A 26,777-nucleotide genomic window follows, 5' to 3' on the forward strand; every position below is an offset into this window, starting at 1 on the left:
GATCCGGCGACAGGCCCGGATTGGCCCCTTCGCTCACCCGACGGCGATGGTCAATTTTCCGCCAGGGTGCCCGCCCTCGCTTTCGACCTGCGCCGCGGCCGCCTCGGCCAGCGGATAGCTCTTGCCCTGCGCGATGCCGACCCCGCGATCGGTCACCCAGCCGGCGATCCCGGTGAGGACCTCCCGGGTCTGCTCGCCCCCGCTGGAGAACGGGATCCCCAGCTCGAACGCGGCGGCATCGGCGATGGTGACGACCCGGTCCTTGCCACCCCGCAGCTCGACGGACCCCGGCAGCACCCCGTGCCCGGCCGCGTCGAAAACGGCGTCGATCGGCCCGGACGCCGCCTCGCGGACCCGCTCCACCCAACCGTCGCCGTAGAGGACGGGCACGACGCCCAGCGACTTGAGGTCGTCAAGGCTCCGGCTTCCCCCGGTCCCGACGACGGTCACCCCCTGCGCGACGGCCACCTGAGCGGCGAACCGCCCGACCGTGCCGCTGGCGCCGTGGAGCAGCAGCGTCTCGCCCTCACGGACCCCGAGCAGCCCGAGGACGCGAAGCGCGGTCTCGCCGGCGACAGGCAGCGCGGCGGCATCCGCCCACGAAAGGCTCGCGGGCTTCGGCGCGATCGTCTGCGCGAGCGCGTACTCGGCGTAGGCGCCGGTCTCCGACCAGCCGAACACTTCGTCGCCCACGGCGAAGTCCGCGCCCTCCCCGACGGCGTCGACGACGCCGGCGACCTCGAGGCCCGGGATGTGCGGGAACGGGACCTGGAAGTTCTGCTGCATGGCGCCGTTGCGGATCTTCCAGTCGATCGGGTTGACCCCGGCGGCCCGCACGGCCAGCCGAACCTGCCCCGGGCCCGGCTCCGGCGTCGGGACGTCGGACAGCTGCAGGACTTCCGGCCCGCCGTATGCGGAGAAGGTGATCGCTCGCATGGTGATGTCTCGCTCCTTGGTTCGTGACCTTCGGTTCGAATGTCCTCCCCGGGAAGTCAACTCGCCCGCCGGAGCCGCCGAACCGTCCGGACGAGCAGTGTTCACTAGCCGGACGAGCAGGTCGCCGGAGCCTGGTCGCGCCTACCTTGGAGGCCATGGACGCTTCCTGGTCGGATCCGCGACACGTGCTGGACGTCGTCGAGCACCTCCTGTCGGCACCGCGGCCCCAGTTCCTCAGCCGGTTCACCGCCGAGCTGGGCAAGCTGATCCCGCACCGAGCGGCGGCGATGCAGACGGGCGACTGTCCCCGCAGCCCGCTCAAGTCCATCGGCGACGAAGCGATCACCCAGGCCGTGACGAGTGTCGAGCTGCAGCGGCTGGCCGACCGCAGCGAGCCGGACAAGGCCCTGCTGATCGACGGCGTCCTCGGTGGCGTCGAGCGCCGCCTGGTCCTGCTCGCTTCGACACCGGCGGTCGGCCAGGGCGCGGTGATCGCCGTGGTGCCGGAGGCCGCCGAGCCGCCGTCCGCCGACCTGGAGCTGGCGGCCCGGCTGTGGCACATCGTCAGCACCGACGCGGGCCAGCGGGCGACGGATCCGGGGCCGGACGTCCTGGCCAGCAGCCTCGCCGCGGCGTCGGCACGCGCTCAGGCGATCACCGACCTCGGCCAGACGCACGCGGCAACCCTGGTGACACTCCTGTCGGTCCTCCGCTCCGGCCGGCTCTCCGACGCCGTCGCCCGCCGCACCGCGGTCGACCTCGCCGCCGACGCCCTGCTCGAGCTCAAAGGCGTCGTCAACCGTGACCAGGCCCTGTCCGCGGAAGAGACGGCCGCGGCGTTCACCGTCCTCAAGACCCAGCTGGTCGACCTGATCCGGCACACGGAGGTCGACGTCGACCTCATCGACCCGATCGGCGACGCGTCCCTCCCGCAGGACATCGCCCACACGGCACGCACCCTGACCCGCGGCCTGGTGCTCGCGGCCTTGGACCGCCCCGCGACCACCCGCTTGAGGGCGTCTTGGCGCGTGGACGGCACGGTGTTGCGGATCACCGTCCGCGACGACTGTCCCGAAGTCGCCGACGCAGTCCCGCCCCGAGGCCTGACCGAGCGGCTCACGGCCTTGGGCGGCCACTGGGAGGTCGACGCCGTGCCGGCCTGGGGCACGACGGTCACCGCAGTCCTTCCGCTCGGCGTGGCCGAACCGCCGGAGCTGCGTCGGCTCGACCGGCTCAACCCGCGCGAACTGGAGGTCCTGTCGGGCATCTCCCAGGGCTTGCGCAACCGGCAGATCGCCGAACAACTGCAGCTCAGCGAGCACACGGTGAAGTTCCACGTCCGCAACATCCTCGACAAGCTGGACGTGACTTCCCGCGGCGAAGCGGCTGCGCTGGCTCGCGACCTGCCGCTGGAGCCGGTGCACCGGTCAGCCTGAGCCGCCTTGACCTCCAGCGGACTGGAGGTTGCACGCTGCTGATCATGGCCTCGACGATCGACTCCGCACCCCGTCGCCGCAGTGTGCTCTGGAGTGCGGAACACCGGCTGACCACGATCGCGCTGCTGCTCGTGGTCACTTTGGTCGCGTTCGAGAGCATGGGCGTGGCGACGGCGATGCCCACCCTGGTCGCCGACCTCCACGGGCTGTCGCTCTATTCGTGGCCGTTCACGATCTTCCTGATCTCCAGCGTGGTCGCCACGGTGCTTTCGGGCCGAATCGGCGACCGCCGCGGCCCGGCGCCGGCCCTGCTCGCCGGGCCGTTACTCTTCGCGGCCGGTCTCGTAGTCGCGGGGACGGCGACCGGAATGCCGATGCTCCTCCTCGGCCGTGCGCTGCAGGGCTTCGGCTCAGGGCTGCTCCTCGTCTCGGTCTCGCTTTTGATCGCGCTGACGTTCACCGACCACGAACGCCCGGTCATCTACGCCGCGAATGCGGCCGCCTGGGTCCTGCCTGCGGTCATCGGGCCGTCGGTGGCCGGAGTCGTGACGGTCAGCATCGGCTGGCGCTGGGTCTTCCTCGGCTTGGTCCCGCTTGTGGCCGTCGGCGTGCTCATGCTGGTCGTGGTCGTCCGGCGCTTGCCCGCGCACGAACCTGCCCCGGGCGGCCGACGGGCGAGCGTGGCCCAAGCGATCATCGCCGCACTCGGCGTCGCGGCGTTGACCTGGGCGGCTCAGCACCAGTCGCTGGTCGCGCTCGGCTATGGCGCGGTCGGGCTGATCGCGCTGGGTTACGCGCTCCGCACCCTGTTGCCAGCCGGGACGTTAACTGCCCGCCCCGGCCTGCCGACGGTCATCGCCTCCCGAGCCCTGATCGCCGGGGCTTACGCCGGGATGGAGGCATACCTCCCGCTGACGATGAGCGCCGTCCACGGTTACAGCCCCGCCCTAGCGGGCCTGCCGCTGACGATCACGGCTTTGGGCTGGTCCGCGGCGTCGGCGGCCCAAGGCCGCTATCTCGGCTGGTCGAGGGAGGCATCGCTGCGCACCGGATTCTGGCTGGTCGCGGCAGGCCTGGTCTGCTTCGGCCTGGTTTCGCAGCCGTGGTTCCCCGGGTGGGTCGCATTCGTGGCCTGCGCGGTGGGCGGCACGGGCATGGGGATCGCGATGCCCGCGATTTCGGTCCTTCTCCTCCGCTACTCGCCCGAAGGCGAGCGAGGATTCAACACGTCAGCGATGCAGCTCGCGGACTGGGTCGGCTCCGCCCTGCTCGTCGGCCTGGGTGGTGTGCTGCTCGGGGTGGTCGGCTCGGTTCTCGACCCGTCGCCGGCGATGGCCCTGCTCACGGTGGCATTGGTCGCTCTCGCGATGGTGGGTGTCCGGCTAACCGGGCGGTGGCCGTCAAAGGTGTGACAGCCCACTTCCAGAGCCAGGGTGGACTTCGTCACGCGCTGGAGCGGACTACCCTGGAACAGCGATGACCTATCTCGACCATGCGGCAACCACTCCGATGTTGCCCGAAGCCATAGCGGCGATGACCGAGGCGCTGTCCACCGTGGGCAACGCCTCGGCGCTGCACTCTTCGGGCCGGAGAGCTCGGCGGATGGTCGAAGAAGCCCGCGAAACCATCGCCGAGGCACTGGGGGCTCGGCCCTCCGAGGTGATCTTCACCGGTGGAGGCACCGAAAGCGACAACCTCGCGATCAAGGGCATCTACTGGGCCCGCCGCAGCGAGCGGGAGCAGCGTCGCCGCATCCTGTGCGGTGCCGCAGAGCACCACGCCGTGCTCGACACCGTGGAATGGCTCGAGGCCCACAGCGGCGCCGAGGTCACTTTGCTCGACGTCGACAGCCAGGGCCGGGTGTCGCCTGAAGTCCTCAGGGCGGCCATCGCTGCGGATCCCGAGGCTGTGGCGTTGGCCACCGTGATGTGGGCAAACAACGAGGTCGGCACGATCAACCCGATCGCCGAGCTGGCGGCAGTGTGCGCCGAGTTCGACATCCCGTTCCACACAGACGCCGTCCAGGCCGTCGGGGCTGCTCCGGTGGATTTCGCCGCCACTGGCGCCGCCGCACTCACCCTGACCGGACACAAGCTCGGCGGCCCATTCGGGGTGGGAGCGCTTCTGCTCGGACGTGACGTGCCTTGTGCCCCTTTGCTGCATGGCGGAGGCCAGGAGCGCAACGTCCGCTCAGGCACCTTGGACGTCCCGGCGATCGTGGGATTTGCCGCTGCTGTCCGAATCAGCGTCGCGACCCGACCTGAGTACGCGAAGCGCGTCGAGGAACTCCGGGACGAGCTCGTCGAGGCTGTCCAACGCGAGGTTCCCGATGCCGTACTGAACGGTGGAGACGGCGAAAGGCTGCCCAGCCATGCCCACTTCACTTTTCCCGGGTGCGCTGGAGACAGCCTGTTGATGCTGCTCGACGCCAAAGGCATCGAATGCTCGACAGGATCCGCGTGCACAGCTGGCGTCGCCCAACCGAGCCACGTTCTGCTCGCCATGGGGGCCGACCCGGCGGCGGCTCGTGGTTCCCTCCGGTTCTCTCTCGGCCACACTTCCACCGCCGCGGACGTCGAGGCCGTGGCTGCGGAGATCGGTGGCGTCGTCATGCGCGCCCGGCAGGCCGGCCTCGCCGGAATGCGCAAGCAGACCCAGAAGCAAGAGGTGTAAGACAATGCGGGTTTTGGCCGCGATGAGCGGAGGAGTGGACTCGGCGGTCGCCGCGGCGCGCGCGGTCGACGCCGGGCACGACGTCGTCGGCGTGCACCTGGCCCTGTCGGCCAAGCCGGGGACTCTGCGGACCGGCTCGCGCGGATGCTGCACGATCGAGGACTCGCATGACGCCCGGCGGGCCGCTGACATCCTCGGAATCCCCTTCTACATCTGGGATTTCGCCGAGCGCTTCACCGAAGAGGTTGTCGAAACCTTCGTCGGCGAGTATGCCGCTGGGCGCACCCCGAACCCTTGCGTCACCTGCAACGAGAAGATCAAGTTCGAAGCACTGCTCGAAAAGGCGATGGCGCTCGGATTCGATGCGGTCGCGACAGGCCACTACGCGCGTCTCGCCGTGGTCGACGGTGTGCCTGAGTTACGTCGTAGTGCGGACAGCGGCAAGGACCAGTCCTACGTGCTCGCGTCGCTCACACCGGAACAGCTCAGCCATGCGATGTTCCCCCTGGGCGGCTCATGGAAGACCGACGTGCGGGCGGAAGCGGAGCGGCGAGGCTTGTCCGTCGCCAATAAGCCGGATAGCCATGACATCTGTTTCATTCCGGACGGCGACACCAAGAAGTTCCTGGAAAATCGGCTGGGGCAGCGTCCCGGCGAGCTCGTTGACGCCGAAACGGGTGCGGTGCTCGGCCGGCACACCGGGGTGCACGGTTTCACGGTCGGCCAGCGCAAGGGTCTGGGCATCGACGCTCCGGCGCCGAATGGTCGTCCTCGATACGTTCTTTCGCTCGAACCGGTGTCGGGTTCCGTAAAGGTCGGCTCCGCGGCCGGGCTCGGCGTCAAGGTGATTGAAGCTGACCGCGCGATCTGGCCCAGCGGCCGGCCGCTGACCGAACCCACCGAATGCGTCGTCCAGGTCAGGGCTCACGGAGGCATCGTGGATGCGGTCGCCGACGTGGACAACGACACCATGACCGTGCACTTGCGCGAGCCGCTGCGCGGAGTTGCTCCGGGGCAGGTCGTCGTTCTCTACCGACCCGATCCCGACGGTGGAGACGTCGTTCTCGGCAGCGCGAAGATTTCAGGCACCCGCTGATCACTTCCGCGGCCGGTTCGACCGTCGGCCGGGGTGCATTGACGGCGGCGTTGTCGATTGGACCTGGCCCGTCGGCGTAGCGACGTTGACAGTGCCGTCTGGCGTGACTTCGTAGTCCCAGCCAGGCAGTCCCGTCAGCTTGCTGTGCCGCGAGCAGAAGGTAATTGCCTGGTCTGCAATGCCTTCGGCCTCACCCTTCGCGCGAGTCGCTCTGACCCCGCAACTCTGTGCAGGACGGGTGCATCCCGGGTGGCGGCACTCTTGGTCGCGAACCCGGATGAACTCGTTCTGATCGACCGGGTAGCGCGTCGGCGACAGTTCGGCCGCGTGACCGGTTCGCGGGTCGGTGAGCACCCGGCGCAGCGTCGTGCCAGGGCCGCCGATGATCTGTCGAGCCAGCGCAGCCGCGATGGGTCCGCGACCGGACAACGCTGCCGGAGTCTGGTTGAGGCCGAGATAGGTGGCCAGGTCGATGTGCAGGAAGACCTCGGTGCGTTCGCTCGGGCCCCCGGTACCGCTGAGCAGCAGATCGATGGCCACGTCTGCGCGGAGCTGGTCCAGTGTTCGCGGTTCGTCCGGCGTCTTCAACGCCCGGGCGGCCTGGTCGACGCGAGCGTAGGCGGCGGTCGCCTTCTCTGTCGGTGCGTTGTTGACCGACAGATGGGTCACGCCGGTGTCCTGATGGTGCAGGGTGAGCCGCCGCTCGACGAGCTTTCGCTCGTTGCGGAGCGCTGCACCCTCGGGGTCGGCCTGTGCAGCTGCGTAGGCCGCGGCACGGCGGACCTGGGTGGCATTCCGGCCCGGAACGCGGTCCTCGAGCGTCTCGTCGACGACGCGCACATGGTCTCCAGACAGCCATGACGTCGCGTCGGTGACCTTCATGGCGCGGTAGAGGTCGAGCCGGCCGTCGTCCATCAGGTTCAGCATGCGGGGAAGGCGGGCGATCAACGCGTTCGCCGCAGAAACGATGGCGCTGGCGCGGTGCTCCGTTATGGACAAGGCCAACGCGACTTCGGATGACGCGCTGGGTGCCCGTCTCCGGCGCACGCTCAGGTCGGCGATCGCTCTCAACTGAAGTGCTTGCAGCTTCGAGATTTCCGCGTCGGTGTCGCGGATCAGATCGACGACCTGTTCGTCTTTCATGCGCTGCAACGTGTTCGGGTTGGCGCGAATCGATCGCAGCACGAAGGGGAGTACGAAGGGAAGTTCGCCGTCAGCGCTTCGGGTGGGTGCGGGGACGAGGTTGCGGATCGGTTGTGAAGATGTCATGAGCACGACGGTACGACGGCTCGCAAGGAAAGTCATCGAAAGGGAGCGAACGGTCCATTCGTGCCATTCGCTTGACGAATCGCCGTTGCTTCGGGATCGTGCGCAGGTATGGACATCCGCTTCGCGAACGAAGGAGTACCAGTGTCCAAAGTGGATGAGCGCAGCCGCTGTGTGCTTGATAGTCGTTGCTGCCTAGAGCTTGAGCTTGAATCCTGTGTGGCTGGGTACGAATCCGAGGCGCTCGTAGAACCGGTGCGCTTCTGCCCGGGACGTGTCCGACGTGAGTTGCACGAGGGCGCACCCGCGCCGCCGCGATTCGTCGATCGCCCAGCGGACGAGATCGGCTCCCAGTCCGGTGCCCCGATGGTCGGCGTGGATTCGGACGGCCTCGATCTGGCCTCGGAGCGCGCCGCGCCTGGCGAGGCCTGGAATGATCGTCAGCTGCAAGGTGCCGACCGGCTTGTCGTCGAACGCGACGACGATCAAAAGCTGATGGGGATCTGCGTCGATCTCGTCGAAGGCGCGTAGGTATGGGTCGAGGTCGCCGGGGTCGTCCCGGGTGGCGCCGAGTTGGTCGTCCGCCAGCATGTGCACGATGGCGCCGATGTCTTCACGCTGTGCCTTGCGGATGGTGTAGTCGGCCACGACGCCAGTATCACAGGACGCGGGTGAATCCCTGATAGTTGTACTCGAAACCGAAGCGTGCGTAGAAGTCTCGTAGGTCGCCGCGGTTCAGCCCGGAGTCGAGATGGATGCGCGTGCAACCGCGTCGACGGGCTTCGTCGATGCCCCAGGTCAGGAGCGCGCTGGTCACTCCGCGTCGGGCGGCGCGGATGCCTTCGAGCAGGCCGCGGGGCGCGCCGTCCCAGGCGAGGCCCCGGAGCAGCGTCAGCTGTGCAGTGCCCGCGACGCCGTTGTCGTCCTCGGCGACGACCAGCGTGACGTGCGGAGTGTTCATAAGCTCCTGGAGCGCGGCCGCCAATGGTTCGCCCGGAGCGCCGAACAGGCGTACGAGCGCCTCGATGTCCGTTGCCCGGGCGCGTCTGATGACCTCCATTTCACCCAGTATGCAGCAGGTTGGAGGGTGGGCCTAGCTGCAACGGGGCGGCTACGCGCAGTGCTGACGGCGTGTCTCAGGGCAGCGCGTAACGGCGGATGCCGTCGACAACCTGGGCCTTCAGTTCTCCTTGCGACACTAGGAGGTCGAGGTGCGCCGCGGTTTCCAGGACCGCGAGCATCTGATTGAACGAGTCCATTTCGGACAGTTTGCGGTGGCGGCGGGTCCAGCCGATGCGGTGTGCGGCCTCGTACGCGCTGGTCGCGCCGGCCACGATCTGCGAGGCGATCGTCTCGAGCCGCTGCCGGTGGTGTTCCAGCAGTTCGTCGATCCGAGTGTGCACGCTTTCGGACACCGGGCCGTGCGCCGGAAGCATGCGGCGGTCCGGCATGGCCCGCACCAGGCGAAGGGAGTCGATGAAGTCGTTGAGCGGTAGCTCGGCCGGCACCGGCTGGAACCCGATCGAGGGCGTGATGTGCGGCAGCACGTGGTCGCCGGAGAACAAGAGGTCGGCAGTGTCGTCGACGAAGACGACGTGCCCGGAAGTGTGTCCCGGGGTGGCGACGACGTCGAATTCGCGCCCGGGCAGGATTGACCTCGGCCCTGGCGTCAGCCATTCGTCAGGAGCCTCCCAAAGGTCGGCTTCCGTGTGTCGGCGGTTTGTGCCGAACTGCTGGGCCAGCGCTTCCACGACTTCGCCGGCCCCGGCCTGGAACAACAGGTCGACCTGGGCTTCCATCGGCAGGCGGTCGGGATTGCCGGACGCCTTGAGCGATGGCTCTTCGTCCTGGCCGAGGGCGATCTTCGAGCCGAAGTCACGACGGAGGACCACTGCCTGCGAATAGTGGTCCCGGTGCACGTGGGTGACGAGGAACTCGCTGACGTCGGCCAGTTCGGCGCCGATCCCGCTCAGGGCTTCGGCGAGCTGTTGCCGCGCCACGGTCAACGCCCAGCCGGAGTCGACCAGGACCAGTTTCTCGCCGTTGGTGACCGCGTAGACGTTGACCGCGCGCAGGGCGTCGTTGGGCAGCGGCAACGGGATCCGGTAGACGCCGGACGAGACCTCGTAGATCCCGGGCTCGGTCCAGTTCCTGTCGCTGCTTTCCGGCAACGGTTCCACGGTGACCTCCGTCCCGGCGAGACTGCGGCGTCCCGGCCTTTCTTCACCCTGAGCCGTGCCGGGCCTGCTGTCCACCGGGAGGAGATGAGACGCCGGTCACTTGCTCAGTCGGTGTCCTGCTTCAGGGCGGTGTCGATCGTCAAGGCCGCGGCGACCACCATGCTGGCGAGCGGATCCGGCAGCGGGTGGGGGATCTCCACGACGTAGTTGTCGGCCGTGGTGAAGGCGGCTTTGAGGAACCCGCCCCAGGTCTTGGTCACCCGGGCGACCTCGGTGCCGGCGTGGTCGCGAATCGAGAAGTTCCAGGCGCGCCAGTTCTCGGCGAAGATGCCGCCGACCGTCTGGCCGTCGACGATGAAGCCGAACCGGATCTTGCCGAAGACGTTCTCCTGGACGATCTCGCCGATCGGCGTCTCGTCAGCGCGGGTGACCAGGAACCGCGACTTGAACACCTTCGCCGGCCGGGTCACCTTGAGGACGGTGCTGTGGTTGGCGTCGCGGACCTCGAACTTGTGGGTCAGGAACTGGTCGTAGTTGGTCAGCAGCCGGATCGCCTTCTTCAGCGTGCTCTGGCCTACCTCGACGACCCCGCCGAGCTGGTTGCCGTGCTGGTCGAAGACGCCGAATTCGTTGGCCATCTCGATCAGCTTGGCGCGCTGGTTGACCACGAGCACCGGTTCGCTGAACAGGGTCCCGCCCCCGGCGCGCGTGCCGCCTCGGCCGCGTGTCGCGCGATTGACCTGGTTCTGGATCCGGGCCGGGTCGTGGGCGCGCTCGATGTCCAGCTCGATCGGCTCGGAATCGCTCGGTGGTGGGAAGGCATGAGCCGGCCGGGTGCCGGCCGTCCAGGCCTGGCCGTCCCACCATCGGTGCAGACGGGGGTCCCGCGCGTCCGGGTACCAGCCCGGCTGCGGTGGCGAACTCGTCATGGCCGGTCAGCCTAACGTCGCGGACGCGCTCATGGTGCCGGTCAAGGGAAATGCGGTGAATGTCCGCATCGCGGTGCCCCGGCCGGTGTTCGTCCTCGGAGATCGACCAGAATCGGTGGTCGTGAGTGAGCGAATCTGGCCCAGCGGAGCCGCGACGGCGATCGGCTCGATGCCGGGCACCGATCCCGCCGAAGCGGCTGCGGTCGTGTTCGGGGAACTGCCCGACTTCCCGCACCTGCCCGAGCTGCCGGCTCGCGGCGTCGGCGCGGACATGCTCGGCCGCACCGCCGCCCTGCTCGTCGACCTGGCCGTCGACGTCGTGCCGAGTGGTTACCGCGTTGCCTCCCGGCCAGGGCACGAGCATCGCCGGGCCGTCGATCTGCTTCGCTGGGATCTCGACGCCGTGCAAGAGGCGCGCGAAAAGGCCGGTATCACGCCGCCGGTCTTCAAGGTCCAGGTGGCCGGGCCGTGGACCCTCGGAGCCGGAATCGAGCTGCCCCGGGGGCATCGGGTGCTCACCGACCGCGGGGCCTTGCGAGACTTCACGTCGTCCCTGCTGGACGGCCTCGCGGAGCATGTCGCGGAAGTCCGAGCCAGGACCGGCGCGCCGGTGGTGGTCCAGTTCGACGAACCGTCGTTGCCCGCGGTGCTGGCCGGCAGCCTTTCGACGCCGTCCGGATACGGGAACGTCGCCGCGGTGCCGGCGCCCGAGGCTCGTCAGCTGCTCACCACGGTCATCGACGGCGCCCGGCGGATCACCGATCGCCCGGTGATCCTGCACTGCTGCGCCGCAAAACCGCCCCTCAGTCTGCTGCGCGAGGCCGGAGCGGACGCTCTGGCCTTCGACCTCGCCGCGCTCGACGGTGCCTCCGCCGCGTTCCTCGACGAGATCGGCGAAGTATGGGACGGCGGGGCAACGCTGTTCCTCGGCGCGGTGCCGGCCACGGCGTCCGGGGCCGCACCGAGTCTGAAGGACGTCGGTGAGCCGGCGTTCGGGCTGGCCGACCGGCTCGGATTCAACCGCAGCGTCCTCGCCGAACGGGCGGTGCCGACGCCCGCCTGCGGTCTCGCCGGTGCGACTCCGGAATGGATGCGCCGTGCCCTCTCGCTCACAAGGGACCTCGGCAAAGCCTTCGTGGAACCGCCGGAGGGCTGGTGACGAAATCCGGCGACTCACCGACGTTCGCCTTGGCCGGCAAGTAGCGTTGGCGAGGTAGCCGACCGAACGAGGACCACCCGAAACCATGCGTCTGTTCCGCCGCAAGAACGCTCCCGCCGATCCGCCCGACCCGCGCACAGAGTGGCCCGAGCAACCCGTGCCCGATGACCCGGCCGCCGCCGCGGAGGCGTTCTGGCACGGTTGGTTCGAGCTGCTCCCGATGGTGAGCGCGGCTCTCGGCGAGGGGGAGCCGCACCGCGTCGAGTATGAGCTCTGCCAGCTGGTCGAGGCGCTGCACCCGCGGCTGCACTTCTCGCTCGAACGTGGTCGCCAGGCGATCTACGCCCTGGTCGTGACCGGTCAGGAAGACCCCGAAGTACGGCCGTTCACCGACGCGTGGCGCGCTGCCGCGCCGCCGGACGACGCGATCTGGGAGTACCACGACTCGGTTCCACCCGTGCCCGATCCGACCGAAGTCACGGTCAACCTCGGCGAGCACCGGATCGCGCTGGCCGACGTCCGGGTCGTCGCGCAGGTGGACGACGACGAGCACGTGGTCGACGTCGCCGTTTTCCACCCACGCTTCGGCGACCTCGACGACGCGACCCGGCGGACCATGACCTTTCTGCCGCTCGACGCGACATTGGGTGAACGGCTCGCCGCCGAACGGTTACGGCGCGTCGAGACCGCGGAGGCCGAACCGGCCGGCTCCATCACCCTTCTGGAGTTCCGTGAACTGGTCCGCGGACTGGGCAGCGGACCGGACGAAAATGTCGGTACCTCCGGCTAGGGTTACCACCCGTGAGCAGCACCGAACTTCCCCAGGACCAGGTTGCGGCGGTCGACGCCCCGGTGGCCGCGGAGGACGTCACCGACGTCCCGGCCGACGTGCGCGAGCGGCACAGCGCTCTCGCCGAGGAGTTGCGCGACCACCAGTTCCGCTACTACGTCCTGGACTCGCCGATCATCTCGGACGGACAGTTCGACGAGCTGCTGGGCGAGCTGCAGCGGCTCGAGGACGAGCACCCGGCGCTGGTCACGCCCGATTCGCCGACCCAGCGGGTCGGGGGCACGTTCTCGACGGAGTTCACCGCGCACGACCACCTCGAGCGCATGCTCAGCCTCGACAACGTATTCGACCCGGACGAGTTCCTGGCATGGGTGGAACGCGTCGAGAAGGAAGTCGGGCGCACCGAGTTCCTCGCCGAACTGAAGATCGACGGCCTGGCGATCAACCTCCTGTACGAAAACGGCCACCTGACCCGGGCGCTCACGCGCGGTGACGGCCGGACCGGCGAGGACGTCACGCTCAACGTCCGCACCCTCGACCAGGTGCCGCTGACGCTGGCAGGCACCGACGAGTTCCCGGTGCCCGCCCTGGTCGAGGTGCGCGGCGAGGTCTTCTTCCGCGTCGAGGACTTCCTCGAGCTGAACGCGAAGATGGTCGAAGCCGGCAAGCCGCCGTATGCGAATCCGCGCAACACCGCGGCCGGCTCGCTGCGGCAGAAAGACCCCAAGATCACTCGCGAGCGTCGGCTGCGGCTGATCTGCCACGGACTCGGCAAGCGCGAGGGCTTCGAGCCGCAGCGTCAATCGGAGGCCTACGACGCGCTGGCCGCGTGGGGGCTGCCGGTGTCGCCGCACAGCAAGGTTCTGACCTCGGCTGACGAGCTCACCGCGCACATCGCCTACTGGGGCGAGCACCGGCACGACGCCGAGCACGAGATCGACGGCGTCGTCATCAAGGTCGACCAGGTGGCGTTGCAGCGGCGGCTGGGCACGACCTCGCGCGCGCCGCGCTGGGCAATCGCCTACAAGTACCCGCCGGAAGAGGCGATCACCACGCTGCTCGACATCCAGGTCGGCGTCGGCCGCACCGGTCGGGTGACGCCGTTCGCCGTCACCGAGCCGGTGACGGTCGCGGGGTCGACCGTGGCCAGGGCCACCCTCCACAACCAGGAGGAGGTCAAGCGCAAGGGCGTGCTCATCGGCGACCGGATCGTCATCCGGAAGGCCGGCGACGTCATTCCCGAGGTGCTGGGCCCGGTGGTGGACGCGCGGACGGGCGACGAACGCGAGTTCGTCATGCCCACCCACTGTCCGGAATGCGGTACCGAGCTCGCCTATCAGAAGGAAGGCGACAAGGACATCCGCTGCCCGAACACGCGGTTCTGCCCCGCGCAGCTGCGGGAGCGCCTGTTCCACCTGGCCGGGCGCGGCGCCTTCGACATCGAGGTCCTCGGGTACGAGGCGGCGGTCGCGTTGCTCGACGCGCGGGTCGTCGCCGACGAGGGCGACGTCTTCGACTTGAACGAAGACAGCCTCGCCGAAGTCGAACTGTTCCGGACCAAGGCGGGGGAGCTGTCGGCGAACGCGCGGAAGCTGCTCGCCAATCTCGATGCCGCGAAGGACAGGCCGCTGTGGAAGGTGCTGGTCGCCCTGTCGATCCGGCACGTCGGGCCGACCGCGGCGCAGGCGCTGGCCCGTGAGTTCGGTTCGATCGAGCGGATCGAGCAGGCCACCGAGGAGGAGCTTTCGGCGGTCGACGGCGTCGGCCCGACCATCGCCCACGCGACTCTGGAGTGGTTCGAGGTCGCTTGGCACCGGGAGATCGTCGAAAAATGGCGACGGGCCGGCGTGCGGATGGAGGAGGAGCGCGACGAGTCGATCCCGCGCCACCTCGAGGGGCTGTCGATCGTGGTGACGGGCTCGCTCGACGGTTTCTCCCGCGACGAGGCGAAGGAAGTCATCATGGCGCGCGGTGGCAAGGCCGCCGGGTCCGTGTCGAAGAAGACGGCGTTCGTCGTCGTCGGGGATGCGCCTGGTTCGAAATACGACAAGGCGGTTCAGCTCAAGGTACCGGTGCTCGACGAGGCCGGCTTCCGCGTCCTGCTGGAGCAGGGCCCCGACGCGGCGTGGGAGGTGGCGCTGCCGACCGGCGAGGCGACCGCCGCAGAAGAAGCTGGGGGAGCTGAGGGGTGAGTCGAGGTCCTCGTCGCAGTGGACGGAGCGGGTGAGGTGCTCGGCATCGTGGCCGTCGTGCACCCGGGATCCGAGTACGCCGAGATTCCGCGTCCGGGAGGAGTCAAAGCCGTGTTCGACCTCGCACGCGCCTGGGGCTCCGGAAGGTGGTGCTGAGCAGCCTCGACCGGATGCACAGCGCGCACCGGCTCGACGAGCGTCTCGGGTTCACGCGCCTGGCCGAACGGGACTGGCGGCCGTTCCCGAACATCACGCTCATCGCCTCTCAAATCGACGTCTGACCTGGGCCTTGTCGAAAAGGGACGAACCCATGAAGGGCTCGTCCCTTTTTCGACGACGCGCGAGGGCTAACCGTCGAGGACGACCGCGACGATGCCGGCGAGGTGGGCGAGCCGGGCGACCTCGGCGGCGCGGAAGTTCGGGCCGCCGGGCCGGGCGACGAGCAGCGCCTTGCCCGGCTTGCCGAGCGGGGTCGCGGCGAGCTCGGTGCCGAGCTCCTTCCACGTCTCCGGAATCCAGGCTTCCTCGCTGTCGAGGACCGTCGCGCGTTCCAGCGGCAGCCAGGGCAGGTCGGTGATCGGGGTCTCCGGGGCCGCGCTGGACGACGCCAGCCGGACCGCGCCGGTCTCCGAATGCTCGACGATCATCGCCCAGCCGGCGCGCACGATGCGGGGGACGCCCTCGGCGAGGATGTCGAGCCCGGACTTCGGCTGCGCGGCGATTTCCTCGACGAGCTCGAGCTCGCGGTGCGTGTCCAGGACGCCCGCGTAGGGACGGACCGCGTCCACTTCGACGCCCTCGACGCTCTCCGCGGCCGTGATCAGCGCGTCGGGCAGGCGGCCCGACGGGAGCTCGACCACCAGGTCGTCGACGGCGACCCCGCTGCCGCGCTCGACGACGTCCACGCTGAGGATGTCGGCGCCTACCGTGCCGAGCGCCGTGGCGACCGCGCCGAGGGTCCCCGGGCTGTCCGGAAGGAGGACCCGGATCAGGAACGACACCACGCGCCCCTCTCACCTCTGGCGTCCCAGCCTTGCCGTGGGACGCTCGATGCCGGTCGCCGATTGTGACAGACCCACCCGGCTCGCGGGACCTGCTGTCCGCCGGGCGGGATGTGAGCGTCGCCGGACGGCAGCCGGCCTGCGCCGGGCGTAACCCAGTCGAGTCCGCCCGCGCCGCCACCATAGACTTGCAGCTTCCGAGACAACCCGCACAGCACAACCCGGGAGTCACCCGCGTGCCCAACATTTCCCGAGACGAGGTCGCGCACCTCGCGAAGCTGGCCAGGCTGGCCGTGACCGACGACGAACTCGACGTCTTCGCCGGCCAGCTCGACCAGATCCTGGACTCGGTGGCCAAGGTGAGCGAGGTCGCCGCCGCCGACGTGCCGCCCACGTCGCACGCCGTGCCGCTGACGAATGTCTTCCGACAGGACGTCGTCGTCCCCGGGCTCACGCAGCAGCAGGCGCTGGCCGGTGCTCCGGCCGCCGAAGAGGGCCGGTTCCGGGTGCCGCGGATTCTGGGGGAAGAGCAGTGACCGAGCTCATCAAGCTGACCGCCGCCGAGCTGGCGGGCAAGATCCACGCGCGCGAGGTGTCCGCGGTCGAGGTCACCCAGGCCCACCTGGACCGGATCGCCGAGGTCGACGACCACATCCACGCGTTCCTGCACGTCGACACCGAGGGCGCGCTGGCCGCGGCCAAGGCCGTCGACGAAGGCCTCGCCGAGGACAAGGCGCCCGCGTCGCCGCTGGCCGGCGTGCCGCTCGCGCTCAAGGACGTCCTGACCACCGAGGGCGTGCCGACGACCTGTGGTTCGAAAACGCTCGAAGGCTGGCTGCCCCCGTACGACGCGACGGTGACGCGCAAGCTGCGCGAGGCCGGTGTCGTCATCCTCGGCAAGACGAACATGGACGAGTTCGCCATGGGCTCGTCGACCGAGAACTCGGCGTACGGCCCGACGCACAACCCGTGGGACCACGCCCGCATCCCAGGCGGGTCGGGCGGCGGCTCGTCGGCGTCGATCGCGGCGTTCGAGGCCGCCATCGCCATCGGCACCGACACCGGCGGGTCGATCCGGCAGCCCGGCTCCGTCACCGGCACCGTCGGGGTCAAGCCGACCTACGGCGGGGTGTCCCGCTACGGCCTCGTCGCTTTTTCGTCCTCGCTCGACCAGGCCGGGCCCTGCGCGCGGACGGTGCTCGACGCCGCCCTGCTGCACGAGGTCATCGCCGGGTACGACCCGCGGGATTCGACGTCCATCGACGCGCCGGTGCCGCCCGTCGTCGCCGCTGCGCGCCAGGGCGCGAACGGTGACCTGAAGGGTGTCAAGGTCGGCGTCGTGAAGGAGTTCGGCGGCGACGGTTACCAGCCGGGCGTGCTGCGGTCGTTTGAAGCCGCGGTCGAGCAGCTGCGGACGCTCGGCGCCGAGGTCGTCGAGGTCTCTTGTCCGCATTTCGTCTACGCGCTGCCCGCTTACTACCTGATCGCGCCGAGCGAGTGCTCGTCGAACCTCGCGCGGTTCGACGCCATGCGCTACGGCCTGCGCGTCGCCGACGACGGCACGCACAGCGCCGAAGAGGTCATGTCGCTGACGCGCGAGAAGGGCTTCGGCGCCGAGGTCAAGCGGCGGATCATGCTGGGCACCTACGCGTTGTCGTCCGGCTACTACGACGCCTACTACGGCTCGGCGCAGAAGGTGCGCACGCTCATCACGCGTGACTTCGACGCCGCCTTCGAGCAGGTCGATGTCCTCGTTTCACCCACGACGCCGACCACGGCGTTCAAGATCGGCGAGCGCGTCGACGACCCGATGGCGATGTACCTCGCCGACCTGTGCACGATCCCGTCGAACCTCGCCGGCAACGCCGCCATGAGCGTGCCGAGCGGGCTGTCCGACGAGGACGGGCTGCCGGTCGGGCTGCAGATCATGGCCCCGGCGCTCGCCGACGACCGGCTCTACCGGGTCGGTGCCGCCTATGAGGCCGCTCGCGACGCCGCCGCCGGCGGGGCGCTCATCCACAAGGTCCCGGAGCTGGGAGGAACGAAGTGACTGCCGTGGCCGAGTTGATGGACTACGCCGACGTCATCGAACGCTTCAACCCCGTCCTCGGGCTCGAAGTGCACGTCGAGCTGAACACCAACACGAAGATGTTCTGCGGCTGCCCGAACGAGTTCGGCGGCGAGCCGAACACGAAGGTCTGCCCGACCTGCCTCGGCCTGCCCGGGGCGCTGCCGGCGGTCAACGGCAAGGCCGTCGAGGGGGCCATCCGGATCGGTCTTGCGCTCAACTGCGAGATCGCCGAGTGGTGCCGGTTCGCGCGGAAGAACTACTTCTACCCGGACATGCCGAAGAACTTCCAGACGTCGCAGTACGACGAGCCGATCGCCTTCAACGGCTACCTCGACGTCACGCTCGACGACGGCGAGGTCGTGCGCGTGGAGATCGAGCGCGCGCACATGGAGGAGGACACCGGCAAGTCGCTGCACGTCGGCGGCGCCACCGGCCGGATCCACGGTGCCGAGCACTCGCTGCTCGACTACAACCGGGCCGGCGTGCCGTTGATCGAAATTGTGACGAAGCCGATCGAAGGCACCGGTGAGCGGGCGCCCGAGGTCGCGCGGGCCTACGTGAGCGCGTTGCGCGACCTGCTCCGCGCCCTCGACGTTTCGGACGTCCGAATGGACCAGGGTTCGCTGCGGTGCGACGCGAACGTCTCGCTGATGGCGAAGGACGCGACCGAGTTCGGGACGCGCACCGAGACGAAGAACGTCAACTCGCTGCGCAGCGTCGAGCGCGCCGTCCGCTACGAGATGACGCGGCAGGCGGCGATCCTCGCCGAGGGCGGTTCGATCAAGCAGGAGACGCGGCACTTCCAGGAGGCCGACGGCACCACGTCGTCGGGCCGAACGAAGGAGACCGCCGAGGACTACCGGTACTTCCCGGAGCCCGACCTGGTCCCGATCGCGCCGTCGCGTGAATGGGTCGAGGAGCTCCGCGGGACGCTGCCGGAGATGCCCTCGGAGCGGCGGAAGCGGATCCAGCAGGAATGGTCACTTTCCGACGAAGCCCTGCGTGACCTGCTGAACGTCGGTGCGGTCGACCTCGTCGCGGCCACCGTCGTGGCCGGCGCGTCGCCGGACGAGGCCCGCGGGTGGTGGGTCAACACCCTCGCCCAGGAGGCCAACGCGCGCGAGGTCGAGCTGACCGACCTGCCGATCACGCCGAAGCAGGTGGCCGAGGTCATCGGGCTCGTGTCGTCCGGTGAGCTGACGAACAAGCTCGCCAAGGAGGTCGTCCAGGGCGTGCTCGCCGGTGAGGGCGAGCCGCGGGAGGTCGTCGAGAAGCGCGGGCTGAAGGTCGTCTCGGACGACTCGGCGCTGCTCGCGGCGATCGACGAGGCCCTGGCGGCGCAGCCGGACGTCGCGGACAAGATCCGCGGCGGCAAGGTCGCCGCGGCGGGCGCCATCGTCGGCGCGGTCATGAAGGCGACCAAGGGGCAGGCCGACGCCAAGCGCGTGCGCGAGCTGATCATCGAGCGCGTCGGTTCCTGACGTTGCCGGGATTCGTCAAAAGCGTCACCTGGCGCGAGTGGCTCGGCCTGGCGGCCGGGCTGCTCGCGCTGGGGTCGACGTTCCTGCCGTGGACCACGCTGACCGCCACCAGGCCGGACATCGAAGACATCCTCGCGCAGCTGCCCCAGGGCGACGTCGTCCGCGACGCGTGGCACTCGAGCTTCTTCGCCTGGTGCCCGCCGCAGCCGTTGCTGCTGGCCGGGCTGGTCGTGGTCGTTTTCGGGCGAATCCGGACCGTGCGCGTCAGCGGCCTGCCGCAGCTGTGGCTGGTCGTCGCCGCGGCTTCGCTGCTGCTGATGGTGCTGGGCTGGGTCACCCTGGACTGGGAGTTCGACGCCGACCAGCGCGGCATCTTCGAGGCCGCGGGGGTCGCCATCAGACCCGGACTGGGCCGGTTCGTCGGGTTGTTCGCGGCGCTGGTTTCCGGCGTCGTCGCTTTCCTGGACATGCGGGCGATGCGGGCGGAGAGCCGGCAGCCGCGGAAGACTCGCAGCAAGAGCGGCTGATCTTCGCGTCCCCTTCGGTAAGAATCCTGCCGCTGGAGAATTTTCGACCGGGTTCGGGAGTCGTCCGACCGGTGGATCGCGCTCGTTGACAACGTTGACATCGTGGTCGGCCGTTGCGTGAGAAAGCGCTTTCTGGAACGGTCGGAGAGGCGCAGCCCCGCCGCGGAGATCGCCGCCTCCGCAGGTGGCCGGGCTGCGCGGATCGGCGCTGCTGGGGCGTCGGAACCGTGGAGGGAGACCCCGGTTGGCTCAGGGAAAGCGCTTACGGGTGGCCGTCATCGGGACCGGGGCCATCGCGGAAAGCCACCGGACCGCCTTCGAGGTCCACCACGAAGACGTCGACATCGTGGCCGCCGCCGACGTCGACGAGGCGCGGGTCGCCGCTTTCTGCACCGGGACCGCGCACGCCAAGCCCTACCACGATATGGGCACCTTGCTGGCCGAGCAGGAACCGGACCTCGTGTCGATCTGCACGCCGCCGAGCCTGCACGTCGGGCAGACGAAGAAGGCCCTTGGCAGTGGCGCCTGGGTCTGGTGTGAGAAGCCGCCTTGCCGGTCGCTCGCCGAGTACGACGAGATGACCGTCGCCGAGCGGGATGGTGGGCCTTACGCGGCCTTCGTCTACCAGCAGCGGTCCGGATCGGCCGCCGCTCACGTCCGGGAGCTGCTTGCCGACGGAGAGCTGGGGCGTCCGCTCGTCGCGCACTGCCAGACCACCTGGTACCGCGATGCCGCCTACTACTCGGTGCCGTGGCGGGGACGCTGGGAGACCGAGGGCGGCGGGCCGGCCATGGGGCACGGCATCCACCAGATGGATCTGCTGCTCCACCTGCTCGGCGACTGGGCCGAGGTGCGGGCGATGACCGCGCGGCTCGTGCACGACGTCGAGACCGAGGACGTCTCCACCGCGCTCGTCCGGTTCGAGTCGGGGGCGCTGGCGACTGTCGTCAACAGCGTCCTCTCGCCGGACGAAGTCAGCCGGATTCGGATCGACTGCGAACGCGCCACCGCCGAGCTCAGTCACCTCTACGGGTACGGCGTCAAAGACTGGCGCTACACGCCGGCGCCGCATGTCGCCGAAGTGGACGTCGAGCGGTGGCACACCCCGGCCGCCGACGTCGACAGCTCGCACGCCGCCGCTTTTGCGCCGATCCTCGCCGCCTATCGGGCCGGGCGGCGGCCGCCGTGCAGCGGGGATGACGGGCGGCAGGTGCTGGAGTTCATCGCCGCGCTCTACAAGTCCGCCGCCACCGGGCTCGGCGTGCGCCGCGGGGAGATCGGGCCCGGTGATCCCTTCTACCGCTCGATGGCGGGCGACCAGGCAGGAGGCCGCGGATGAGCGCGCCGATCACGGTGACCCACCGGCATGGCGAGAGCGTGTCCGTCGAGGCGGGCGGCGTCCAGCTGATGTCCTATGTGTACAAGCCCGACCCGGTGGCCTTCGAGTCGCGCAAGCCCTACGCCCACCCGCTGCGGACCCTCGGCGGCCGGCGCGTCAGCGGGTACCGGCCCGCCGACCACCGGTGGCACAAGGGGCTGCAGATGACGTCGAGCCACCTGTCCGGGCAGAACTTCTGGGGCGGCCACACCTACGTCCCCGGCGACTGGTACCAGGAGTTGCCCGACCGCATCGGCTCCATGCGGCACGACGGATTCGCCGCCTTCGCCGTCGAACGCGATCGGCTGGCCTTCACCGAGGACCTCACCTGGGTCGCCAACGGCGGGGACGAGTGGGCGCGGGAGCGGCGGGACATCGTCGTTCACTCGGTCGAGCCGGACGACGGGTCCTGGGCACTCGACTGGGCGATCGAACTGACCAACCTCCGTGACGTCCCGCTCGTCTTCGGCAGCCCGACCACCGCCGGCCGTGAGCTGGCCGGGTACACCGGCCTGCACTGGCGCGGGCCGCGGGACTTCGGCGGCGGGCAGGTACTGGGCCCCGGGGATCTCGAGGGCGAGGCGATGATGGGCGCCCAGGCGCCGTGGCTCGCGTTCGTCGGCGAGCACGACGACGTCGATGCGCATTCGACGCTCGTCTTCGCCCATGCGCCCGAGAACGACAAGGCGATCCACGAGTCGCACTGGTTCGTCCGGGCCCAGGAAGCGCCCATGGTCGCCTTCTCGTGGGCGTTTTTCGAAGAATTCGACGTGCCGCCGGGCGAAGGCTTCGCCTACCGCTACCGGATCGTCGTCGCGGACGGGGCTTGGGACCGCGATCGGGTGACCGGCTACCTCGACGGGCACGGCTGGTCATGACCTACTTTCCGCTCCCGGGTGGCGTCGGCATCTCGCACCTGCGCGCCTACGACTGGGCGGCCGAGGACGGCGTCTGCGGCGGCAGCCCGCACGTCCACCTCGCCTGTACCGAGGCCTATGTCGTCACCGGGGGTCACGGGGCCGTCCAGACGCTGAGCGCCGGCGGCTACGCGGAGACGCCGCTGGAGCCTGGCGTGATCGCGTGGTTCACGCCCGGCACCGTGCACCGGATGGTGCAGGGCGACGGCCTGCGCGTCACCGTCCTCATGCAGAACAGCGGGCTGCCGGAGGCCGGGGACGCCGTCTTCACGTTCCCGCCCGATGTGCTCGCCGACCCGGCCGCCTACGCCGAGGCCGCGGCGTTGCCGAAAAACGACGACGCCGCTCGACAACGCCGTGACCTGGCCATTCGTGGGTATCTGCCGCTGCGTGACGCTCTGCGGGATGGCGATCCGGAGCCGCTGCGGGCGTTCCACCGGGCGGCCGTCGCGCTCGTCGCGCCGAAAGTCGCAGAGTGGGTACCGCGCTGGCAGGCCGGGGCGTTGCGGGCCGCCGAACTGACCGGTGCCCATCTCAAGGCGCTCGCCGACGGCGACGGGAGCCACCTCGACCGGTCCGGCCTGCGGGTCACGACTCCGTCGAACCCGGACGGTTACGGCATGTGCGGGCGCCGGGCCGAATACGACATCCCATGGGACGGATCCGACCAGGAAGGCTTGCAGTGATGAACCAGTCCAGCATCGGAGTGCTGCTCAACGGGGTGACGGGCCGGATGGGCTACCGGCAGCACCTGCTCCGGTCGGTCCTGGCGATCCGCGAGCAGGGTGGCGTCACCCTGCCGGACGGCAGCCGCGTGCAACTCGAGCCGATCCTCGCCGGGCGCAACGCCGCGAAGCTCAAGGACCTCGCCGACCGGCACGGCCTGACCGCGTGGACCACCGACGCCGATTCCGCGCTGCAGGACGTCGACGTCTACTTCGACGCGCAGCTGACGTCGGCGCGCGAGCCGTCGGTGCGGGCCGCGATCGCCGCGGGCAAGCACGTCTACGCCGAGAAGCCCCTTGCCGAAAAACTGACATCGGCACTGGAGCTGGCCGGGCTCGCGCGGGACGCCGGGATCTGCCACGGCGTCGTGCACGACAAACTGTTCCTGCCCGGGCTGCTGAAGCTGCGGCGGCTGGTCGACGGCGGGTTCTTCGGGCGGGTCCTGTCGGTGCGCGGCGAGTTCGGCTACTGGGTGTTCGAGGGCGACTGGCAGGAGGCGCAGCGCCCGAGCTGGAACTACCGCGCCGAAGACGGCGGCGGGATCGTGCTCGACATGTTCTGCCACTGGAACTACGTGCTCGAGAACCTCTTCGGCCGGGTCGAGGCCGTGACCGCGAAAGCGACAACGCACATCCCGCGCCGCTGGGACGAGCAGGGCGAGGCGTACGCGGCGACGGCGGACGACGCCGCGTACGGCATCTTCGAACTCGAATCGGGGGTCGTCGCGCAGATCAACTCCTCCTGGTCGACGCGGGTCTTCCGCGACGAACTGGTCGAGTTCCAGGTCGACGGCACCGAGGGCAGCGCGGTCGCCGGGCTGCGGCGCTGCCGCGTCCAGCACCGGTCGGCGACGCCGAAGCCCGTCTGGAACCCGGACCTGCCGGCCACCGAGCCGTTCCGCGACCAGTGGCAGGAGGTGCCGGACAACGCCGAGTTCGACAATGGCTTCAAGGCGCAGTGGGAGGAGTTCGTGCGGGACGTCGTCGCCGGACGGCAACACCGCTACGACTTCTTCTCGGCCGCCCGGGGGCTGCAGGTCGCCGAAGCCGGGCTGACGTCGTCGGCCGAGGGGCGGCGGGTGGAGCTGAAGCCCCTCGCCTGAATTGAGCTGTCACGCGCTCGGCCGGAGCCACGCGGATCGGCCGGCCGGGCGCGCGACGACCGGTGCGGTTTTGCCGTTGTCGAATATCGGCGACGGCGGAAAACCGCAGGTCAGTCCTTGCCGTTGCCGCCGCCGGACGTGGCCGGGGTGATCAGCACGACACGGTCGTCGCTGGAGACCGGGGTGCCGCCGTCCTTGTTGACCGTGCCCGCCACCGCCAGCTGCGGGTTGATCATGCTCATGCCGGCGAGCCGCCCGTACGTCACCGGCGGCTTGCCGGTCTTGCCATCGAGACTGACCGTCGGCTTGCCGCTGATCGCGCCCTCCGGGGTCACCGGCAGGTTCTGCAGGCTGCCCGCCAGTGACGTGCCGATCGAGAGCGAGCCGTTGGCGTCGACGAAGTCGGCGCAGCCCGCGACACCCGGCTTGTCCGGCCACGTCCACGCCGGCGTCGTCAGCGGCTGGCCGCCCTGGACCCGGTAGAGGGCGTCCTTGTCGGCGAGGTGGTCGGTGACCCAGACGCGCCCGCCGTCGGCCGACGCGCACACCCCGCCCGGCGAATGCAGGCCGGTCGCCACCACAAGCGCGCCGTTCGGGTTGCCCGCCGCGGCCTTGCCGGAGGTGTCGATCCGCAGCAGCTTGCCGGCGAGGGAGTTCGGGTCGGCCGCCGCGCCCGGGTTGCCCGCGTCGCCGGTCGCGACCAGCAGCGCGCCCCGGTTGTCGGTGCCGATCGTGCCGCGGTTGCCGGACGCGCCCTTCGGGATGCCGGTGACGACCGGCTTGGGCGCCTGGCCCTTGGCGAAGCGCACGACCCGGTTGTCGGTCGCGGTCGTGATGTAGGCGAAGACCAGCTGGTCCTCGACGTACGACGGCGACAGAGCGAGCCCGGTCAGGCCGCCGTCGCCGGCCGCCTGGACGTCGAGCTTCGCGAAGTCCGTCGCGTCCTTGCCGCCGGTGGCCAGCAGGACGCGGCCGCTCTTGCGCTCGCCGGCCAGCGCGCTCGGCGCGGAGCCGTCGCCGGGCAGGCCGGCCACCGCGGCGACGGTGTCCAGGCACGTCGCGATCACCGCCGGGTCGAAGTCCTTGCAGCCCTGCGGCGGCGGCACGGGCGCGGCCGACTGGCCGGGCCGCGCCTGCTTGCCGTCGCTCCCGGAGTCCGCGCCGGGGCCCTGGACCTCGGGCGGCGACTCGGGGCTCGGCACGGGGGCGGGGCTGAACGTCTGGCCCGCCGCGGTGTCGTCGAACCGCGCGCACCCGGCGGGCAGCAGGACGCCGCAGGCCAGGATCGCCAGCAGGGCCGAGCGGTAGCGGGTGCGCATGATCCCCCAGCCTAGGGGCCGGTGCGTGAACCATGGGTGAGTACTCCTCGATTACGTTGGGGATCATGACGCTGACCGTGCTGGTGCCCGACGACGAGGGCCTGACCGTGCTCGCCGAGGTTCCGCGGGTCCTGCCCGTGCGCTACCAGTGGGGCGAGCCGGTGCCGCCCGAGGCCGCGAAGGCCGAAGTGCTCATCCCCGGCAAGCACCCGCCGGGGGAGCAGCTGTGGCGGACGGTGCCGAACCTGAAGCTGATCCAGCTGCTGTCCGCCGGCGCCGAGGACTGGGTCGGCAAGGTGCCCGACGGCGTCCTGCTCTCCACCTGCCGCGGCGCGCACGGCGGGAGCACGGCCGAGTGGGTCGTCGCCGCGCTGTTGTCCATTTACCGGAAATTGGACGTCTTCGCCGCGGCGCAGCGCGAAGGCCGCTGGGACCGGCAGACGGCGGACACGCTGCAGGGCAAACGCGTGCTCGTCATCGGCGCCGGCGACCTCGGACGGCACCTGCGGCGCCGGCTCGAGCCGTTCGACGCGCGCTGCACGATGGTCGGGATGACCGCGCGGGAGGGCGTGCACGGCGTGCGGGAACTGCCCGGCCTGCTGGAGCTGCACGACGCCGTGGTGCTGATGGTGCCGCTGACGTCCCGGACCCGCGGGATGGTCGACGCGGAGTTCCTGGGGCGGATGCGCGACGGCGCGGTGCTGGTCAACGTCTCGCGCGGCGCCGTCGTGGACACGGACGCTTTGGTCGCGGAATTGACCACGGGCCGGTTGCGGGCCGCTTTGGACGTCACCGATCCCGAGCCACCGCCGGCGGGGCACCCGCTGTGGACGGCGCCGGGGCTGCTGCTGACGCCGCACGTCGGCGGGGCGGTGCGCGGGGTGCGGGGGCGTTCCTACGCGGTCGCCGCGGCGGAGATCGCCCGGTACGCCGGTGGCGAGCTGCCGGACAACCTCGTCCACGGTGAATACTGAGCTCGCCAGGCCCGCGCGATTCCCCTAACCTGCGCGGGTGAGCAGTGGAGACGACTTTTCGCAGCAGCCCACCAGCCTCCTGTCGGGCGTCGAGGACGATCGGTCGGACGACACGCCGCGCCAGGGCGGGCTCGGCCTTGGCCTGCTGATCCTGCGGCTGGCGCTCGGCGTGACCATGGGCGCGCACGGGCTACAGCACCTGTTCGGATTGTTCGGCGGGCCGGGCATCGGCGGGTTCGCGCGGGTGCTGGAGACGTTCGGCTACCACAAGCAGACGACGTTGCTGTCGTGGATCACCGGCATCACCGAGGTGGCCGGCGGGGTGCTGGTGGTCGTCGGGCTGTTCACGCCGCTGGCCGCGGCCGGGCTGCTCGGGGTGGCGGCCAATGCGGTGTACGCGAAGTTCCACGGCGGGTTCTTCGAGGGCTCGGGGCAGGGGTTCGAGTTCGAGCTGCTGCTGGCGGCTTCGGCGTTGAGCCTGCTGTTCACCGGGGCCGGGCCGATTTCGCTGGAGCGGAACACGCCGTGGCGGAAGCGGCCGTTGCCGCTGGGGCTGGTTTCGCTGCTCCTGGCCGCCGCGGCGGCCGTCGTGGTCATTGTTTTGACGAGGTAGCGACCCTGGGG

The 26,777-nt window shown here is 70.0% G+C and carries 26 protein-coding genes; 18 read left to right on the forward strand and 8 right to left on the reverse strand.

Going from position 1 to position 26,777, the window contains the following annotated elements:
- Window positions 1–33 precede the first annotated feature (33 nt).
- Window positions 34–936: an NADP-dependent oxidoreductase gene (locus tag ACWEVN_RS08355; protein ID WP_452050738.1), complete on the reverse strand. Its 903-nt coding sequence runs from the start codon at window positions 934–936 to the stop codon at window positions 34–36.
- A 155-nt stretch (window positions 937–1,091) separates the two neighbouring features.
- Here ACWEVN_RS08355 and ACWEVN_RS08360 point away from each other — a divergent pair, with 155 nt between their 5' ends.
- The 4 genes from ACWEVN_RS08360 to mnmA all read left to right on the forward strand — a co-directional run bounded on the left by ACWEVN_RS08360 (window position 1,092) and on the right by mnmA (window position 6,141).
- Entirely contained in the window at window positions 1,092–2,372 is a 1,281-nt protein-coding gene (locus tag ACWEVN_RS08360; protein WP_452050739.1) for a helix-turn-helix transcriptional regulator, read from the forward strand.
- Window positions 2,373–2,416: 44 nt separating this feature from the next.
- Complete coding sequence (locus ACWEVN_RS08365; protein WP_452050740.1) at window positions 2,417–3,784, forward strand: MFS transporter; 1,368 nt, start codon at window positions 2,417–2,419, stop codon at window positions 3,782–3,784.
- 64 nt (window positions 3,785–3,848) lie between these two features.
- Window positions 3,849–5,045, forward strand: a complete 1,197-nt coding sequence (locus ACWEVN_RS08370; RefSeq protein WP_452050741.1) for a cysteine desulfurase family protein — start codon at window positions 3,849–3,851, stop codon at window positions 5,043–5,045.
- Between the two features lie 4 nt (window positions 5,046–5,049).
- Window positions 5,050–6,141, forward strand: a complete 1,092-nt coding sequence (gene mnmA / locus ACWEVN_RS08375; protein WP_452050742.1) for a tRNA 2-thiouridine(34) synthase MnmA — start codon at window positions 5,050–5,052, stop codon at window positions 6,139–6,141.
- Here mnmA and ACWEVN_RS08380 read toward each other — a convergent pair whose 3' ends face one another.
- The 5 genes from ACWEVN_RS08380 to ACWEVN_RS08400 all read right to left on the reverse strand — a co-directional run bounded on the left by ACWEVN_RS08380 (window position 6,142) and on the right by ACWEVN_RS08400 (window position 10,516).
- Window positions 6,142–7,410, reverse strand: a complete 1,269-nt coding sequence (locus ACWEVN_RS08380) for a DUF222 domain-containing protein (RefSeq protein WP_452050743.1) — start codon at window positions 7,408–7,410, stop codon at window positions 6,142–6,144.
- 192 nt (window positions 7,411–7,602) lie between these two features.
- Complete coding sequence (locus ACWEVN_RS08385; protein WP_452050744.1) at window positions 7,603–8,055, reverse strand: GNAT family N-acetyltransferase; 453 nt, start codon at window positions 8,053–8,055, stop codon at window positions 7,603–7,605.
- Between the two features lie 10 nt (window positions 8,056–8,065).
- Entirely contained in the window at window positions 8,066–8,467 is a 402-nt protein-coding gene (locus ACWEVN_RS08390; protein WP_452050745.1) for a GNAT family N-acetyltransferase, read from the reverse strand.
- Window positions 8,468–8,543: 76 nt separating this feature from the next.
- A complete protein-coding gene (locus tag ACWEVN_RS08395; RefSeq protein ID WP_452050746.1) occupies window positions 8,544–9,587 on the reverse strand; it encodes an MBL fold metallo-hydrolase in 1,044 nt (347 codons plus the stop codon).
- A gap of 104 nt (window positions 9,588–9,691) precedes the next feature.
- Window positions 9,692–10,516 (reverse strand): phospholipid scramblase-related protein, encoded by an 825-nt coding sequence (locus ACWEVN_RS08400; protein WP_452050747.1) that lies wholly within the window; start codon window positions 10,514–10,516, stop codon window positions 9,692–9,694.
- Window positions 10,517–10,637: 121 nt separating this feature from the next.
- Here ACWEVN_RS08400 and ACWEVN_RS08405 point away from each other — a divergent pair, with 121 nt between their 5' ends.
- The 4 genes from ACWEVN_RS08405 to ACWEVN_RS08420 all read left to right on the forward strand — a co-directional run bounded on the left by ACWEVN_RS08405 (window position 10,638) and on the right by ACWEVN_RS08420 (window position 14,938).
- Window positions 10,638–11,675, forward strand: a complete 1,038-nt coding sequence (locus tag ACWEVN_RS08405; RefSeq protein WP_452050748.1) for a methionine synthase — start codon at window positions 10,638–10,640, stop codon at window positions 11,673–11,675.
- An 85-nt stretch (window positions 11,676–11,760) separates the two neighbouring features.
- Entirely contained in the window at window positions 11,761–12,465 is a 705-nt protein-coding gene (locus ACWEVN_RS08410) for a hypothetical protein (RefSeq protein WP_452050749.1), read from the forward strand.
- 11 nt (window positions 12,466–12,476) lie between these two features.
- Window positions 12,477–14,657: an NAD-dependent DNA ligase LigA gene (gene ligA, locus ACWEVN_RS08415; RefSeq protein WP_452050750.1), complete on the forward strand. Its 2,181-nt coding sequence runs from the start codon at window positions 12,477–12,479 to the stop codon at window positions 14,655–14,657.
- A gap of 149 nt (window positions 14,658–14,806) precedes the next feature.
- Window positions 14,807–14,938: a hypothetical protein gene (locus tag ACWEVN_RS08420; protein ID WP_452050751.1), complete on the forward strand. Its 132-nt coding sequence runs from the start codon at window positions 14,807–14,809 to the stop codon at window positions 14,936–14,938.
- A 66-nt stretch (window positions 14,939–15,004) separates the two neighbouring features.
- Here ACWEVN_RS08420 and ACWEVN_RS08425 read toward each other — a convergent pair whose 3' ends face one another.
- On the reverse strand, window positions 15,005–15,658 hold the full coding sequence (locus ACWEVN_RS08425; protein WP_043781008.1) for an ACT domain-containing protein: 654 nt from the start codon (window positions 15,656–15,658) through the stop codon (window positions 15,005–15,007).
- A gap of 236 nt (window positions 15,659–15,894) precedes the next feature.
- On the opposite strand from ACWEVN_RS08425, the gene gatC reads away from it, so the two are divergent.
- The 8 genes from gatC to ACWEVN_RS08465 all read left to right on the forward strand — a co-directional run bounded on the left by gatC (window position 15,895) and on the right by ACWEVN_RS08465 (window position 23,860).
- Window positions 15,895–16,194, forward strand: a complete 300-nt coding sequence (gene gatC, locus ACWEVN_RS08430) for an Asp-tRNA(Asn)/Glu-tRNA(Gln) amidotransferase subunit GatC (protein WP_086842257.1) — start codon at window positions 15,895–15,897, stop codon at window positions 16,192–16,194.
- Window positions 16,191–17,708, forward strand: a complete 1,518-nt coding sequence (gene gatA / locus ACWEVN_RS08435; protein WP_452050752.1) for an Asp-tRNA(Asn)/Glu-tRNA(Gln) amidotransferase subunit GatA — start codon at window positions 16,191–16,193, stop codon at window positions 17,706–17,708. Before gatC ends, gatA begins: the two co-directional genes overlap by 4 nt.
- Complete coding sequence (gene gatB, locus ACWEVN_RS08440; protein WP_452050753.1) at window positions 17,705–19,210, forward strand: Asp-tRNA(Asn)/Glu-tRNA(Gln) amidotransferase subunit GatB; 1,506 nt, start codon at window positions 17,705–17,707, stop codon at window positions 19,208–19,210. Before gatA ends, gatB begins: the two co-directional genes overlap by 4 nt.
- The gene (locus ACWEVN_RS08445; RefSeq protein WP_452050765.1) at window positions 19,207–19,737 is read left to right on the forward strand and encodes a hypothetical protein; all 531 of its coding nucleotides are present in this window, start codon (window positions 19,207–19,209) and stop codon (window positions 19,735–19,737) included. The genes gatB and ACWEVN_RS08445 overlap by 4 nt, the downstream gene beginning before the upstream one ends.
- A gap of 268 nt (window positions 19,738–20,005) precedes the next feature.
- Window positions 20,006–21,076 carry a Gfo/Idh/MocA family protein gene (locus ACWEVN_RS08450; RefSeq protein ID WP_452050754.1) on the forward strand — a complete coding sequence of 357 codons (1,071 nt, stop codon included), beginning with the start codon at window positions 20,006–20,008 and terminating at the stop codon, window positions 21,074–21,076.
- Window positions 21,073–21,993, forward strand: coding sequence for a DUF6807 domain-containing protein (locus ACWEVN_RS08455; protein ID WP_452050755.1), 921 nt, complete (start codon window positions 21,073–21,075; stop codon window positions 21,991–21,993). The genes ACWEVN_RS08450 and ACWEVN_RS08455 overlap by 4 nt, the downstream gene beginning before the upstream one ends.
- Window positions 21,990–22,718 (forward strand): cupin, encoded by a 729-nt coding sequence (locus tag ACWEVN_RS08460; RefSeq protein WP_449681534.1) that lies wholly within the window; start codon window positions 21,990–21,992, stop codon window positions 22,716–22,718. Before ACWEVN_RS08455 ends, ACWEVN_RS08460 begins: the two co-directional genes overlap by 4 nt.
- Window positions 22,718–23,860, forward strand: coding sequence for a Gfo/Idh/MocA family protein (locus ACWEVN_RS08465; protein WP_452050756.1), 1,143 nt, complete (start codon window positions 22,718–22,720; stop codon window positions 23,858–23,860). Before ACWEVN_RS08460 ends, ACWEVN_RS08465 begins: the two co-directional genes overlap by 1 nt.
- A gap of 110 nt (window positions 23,861–23,970) precedes the next feature.
- Here ACWEVN_RS08465 and ACWEVN_RS08470 read toward each other — a convergent pair whose 3' ends face one another.
- The gene (locus ACWEVN_RS08470; RefSeq protein WP_449681532.1) at window positions 23,971–25,179 is read right to left on the reverse strand and encodes a PQQ-dependent sugar dehydrogenase; all 1,209 of its coding nucleotides are present in this window, start codon (window positions 25,177–25,179) and stop codon (window positions 23,971–23,973) included.
- 65 nt (window positions 25,180–25,244) lie between these two features.
- Here ACWEVN_RS08470 and ACWEVN_RS08475 point away from each other — a divergent pair, with 65 nt between their 5' ends.
- Both ACWEVN_RS08475 and ACWEVN_RS08480 read left to right on the forward strand, forming a co-directional pair.
- Complete coding sequence (locus ACWEVN_RS08475) at window positions 25,245–26,153, forward strand: 2-hydroxyacid dehydrogenase (protein WP_449681531.1); 909 nt, start codon at window positions 25,245–25,247, stop codon at window positions 26,151–26,153.
- Window positions 26,154–26,190: 37 nt separating this feature from the next.
- Window positions 26,191–26,766 (forward strand): DoxX family membrane protein, encoded by a 576-nt coding sequence (locus ACWEVN_RS08480; RefSeq protein ID WP_449681530.1) that lies wholly within the window; start codon window positions 26,191–26,193, stop codon window positions 26,764–26,766.
- Window positions 26,767–26,777: the final 11 nt, after the last annotated feature.

The sequence above is a fragment of the Amycolatopsis sp. NPDC003861 genome, assembly GCF_053605405.1.

Excerpts from the sequence above, each read along its gene's own strand:
- ACWEVN_RS08355 (WP_452050738.1), bottom strand. The coding sequence starts at position 936 with ATGCGAGCGATCACCTTCTCCGCATACGGCGGGCCGGAAGTCCTGCAG.
- ACWEVN_RS08360 (WP_452050739.1), top strand. The coding sequence starts at position 1,092 with ATGGACGCTTCCTGGTCGGATCCGCGACACGTGCTGGACGTCGTCGAG.
- ACWEVN_RS08365 (WP_452050740.1), top strand. The coding sequence starts at position 2,417 with ATGGCCTCGACGATCGACTCCGCACCCCGTCGCCGCAGTGTGCTCTGG.
- ACWEVN_RS08370 (WP_452050741.1), top strand. The coding sequence starts at position 3,849 with ATGACCTATCTCGACCATGCGGCAACCACTCCGATGTTGCCCGAAGCC.
- mnmA (WP_452050742.1), top strand. The coding sequence starts at position 5,050 with ATGCGGGTTTTGGCCGCGATGAGCGGAGGAGTGGACTCGGCGGTCGCC.
- ACWEVN_RS08380 (WP_452050743.1), bottom strand. The coding sequence starts at position 7,410 with ATGACATCTTCACAACCGATCCGCAACCTCGTCCCCGCACCCACCCGA.
- ACWEVN_RS08390 (WP_452050745.1), bottom strand. The coding sequence starts at position 8,467 with ATGGAGGTCATCAGACGCGCCCGGGCAACGGACATCGAGGCGCTCGTA.
- ACWEVN_RS08400 (WP_452050747.1), bottom strand. The coding sequence starts at position 10,516 with ATGACGAGTTCGCCACCGCAGCCGGGCTGGTACCCGGACGCGCGGGAC.
- ACWEVN_RS08410 (WP_452050749.1), top strand. The coding sequence starts at position 11,761 with ATGCGTCTGTTCCGCCGCAAGAACGCTCCCGCCGATCCGCCCGACCCG.
- ACWEVN_RS08455 (WP_452050755.1), top strand. The coding sequence starts at position 21,073 with ATGAGCGCGCCGATCACGGTGACCCACCGGCATGGCGAGAGCGTGTCC.
- ACWEVN_RS08460 (WP_449681534.1), top strand. The coding sequence starts at position 21,990 with ATGACCTACTTTCCGCTCCCGGGTGGCGTCGGCATCTCGCACCTGCGC.
- ACWEVN_RS08465 (WP_452050756.1), top strand. The coding sequence starts at position 22,718 with ATGAACCAGTCCAGCATCGGAGTGCTGCTCAACGGGGTGACGGGCCGG.
- ACWEVN_RS08470 (WP_449681532.1), bottom strand. The coding sequence starts at position 25,179 with ATGCGCACCCGCTACCGCTCGGCCCTGCTGGCGATCCTGGCCTGCGGC.
- ACWEVN_RS08475 (WP_449681531.1), top strand. The coding sequence starts at position 25,245 with ATGACGCTGACCGTGCTGGTGCCCGACGACGAGGGCCTGACCGTGCTC.